The 1,224-nt window shown below is 64.1% G+C and carries 2 protein-coding genes; both read left to right on the forward strand.

Going from position 1 to position 1,224, the window contains the following annotated elements:
• Nucleotides 1-833, forward strand: an 833-nt coding sequence (locus ABT116_RS47915) for a DUF6286 domain-containing Asp23/Gls24 family envelope stress response protein (RefSeq protein WP_351647777.1), incomplete at its 5' end; no start/stop codon positions are given.
• On the forward strand, nt 830-1,224 hold a 395-nt coding region (locus ABT116_RS47920; protein WP_351647779.1), incomplete at its 3' end, for a hypothetical protein. The genes ABT116_RS47915 and ABT116_RS47920, both read left to right, overlap by 4 nt.

Consider the following 1,224-nt stretch of genomic DNA (forward strand, 5'->3'; position numbering starts at 1 on the left):
GTTTGACCCGCCTGACCGGGCGCGACCTTCCGCGAGCCGACATCTCGATGGGCAGTGACGCCGTGGCCATCAATCTGTTCCTCGCTGTGTCTTGGCCGTGTTCGGTCACCGACCTGACGGGCCGCGTGCGGGCAGAAGTCGGACGCAGTGTCGAGTCGCTGACCGGCCTGCCCCTCCACGACATGAACGTCATGATCGCGGCAACCGAGGGCACCGACGAGTCATGTGCTTCGGGCGTCGAAATCGCCGAAGGCCCGGCGCAGGAGGCACTCTCGGATCCGATTCCACCCCGAGTTCCCTCCGCGAACCCGGCGGCCGCGGTTTCGGCCGTCGTCATCGCGTGCGGTCTACTCGCACTCGCCTTCGTGGTCTCGCGCGAATGGTTCATCAACCGCGGAACTTTCGAATCGGCACCCTGGATCCGAAACTCCGTGGAGTGGACGTCGCGGCTGCACTGGCAACCTTGGCTGCTTCCGGTAGCGATCGCTGCCGTTGTCGCGGGTGTGGTCCTGATAATGTCGGCGATCAAACGGCGCGCGAAAACCCATGTCCCACTGGGTAACCCGAAAGCATCGACGGTATGGATGCGACCGACGGACATTGCACGCCTGTGCAGTAGCCACGCAGCGGTCGTTCCCGGCGTCGATTCGGCCCACACGAGCGTCGACCGCAGACACGTCAAAGTCCACATCGAATCGACCGGTGGCGATCGGGCCGAACTTGCCGCGGCCGTGGACGCGGCAGTACGACCACATCTCGCGATACTGCAGCAGCCACTGCAACTTTCGGTTGTCGTGCGAGAAGCTGCCGTACGACGAAAGGACGCCTCGTGAACCGTTGGATTTCCGCGGTCGATCGGACCATCGTCCTGATTTTCGGAATCGTGCTCCTGGCGGCAGGCGCCTACGCCATCGCATGGGACGCGGGTGCCTCACTGATTCGAACCTGGGTGTCACGACTCGATCGGGAGGTCCTCTTCGGCCTTCCGGAGGAGCCTTGGTGGCACTGGGTGCTGTCCGGCACCTTCGTACTCTGCGTCTTCACCGGTTTCGGGCTGTTGTACTTGAACCTTCGCCGGCGCCGAACGAGCGCAGTCACGTTGCGGCACAACGAATCCGGTACCGACGTCAGTGTGGATCTGGGACCAGTCGCCGACGGCGTGGCCTCCGAACTCGCGCAACTGCCGGGCGTGCGGAGCACCAAGAGCAAAGCGACGGTCGATCG

It is taken from the genome of Streptomyces sp. NPDC002130 (assembly GCF_040296465.1).
Lineage (GTDB): Bacteria > Actinomycetota > Actinomycetes > Streptomycetales > Streptomycetaceae > Streptomyces.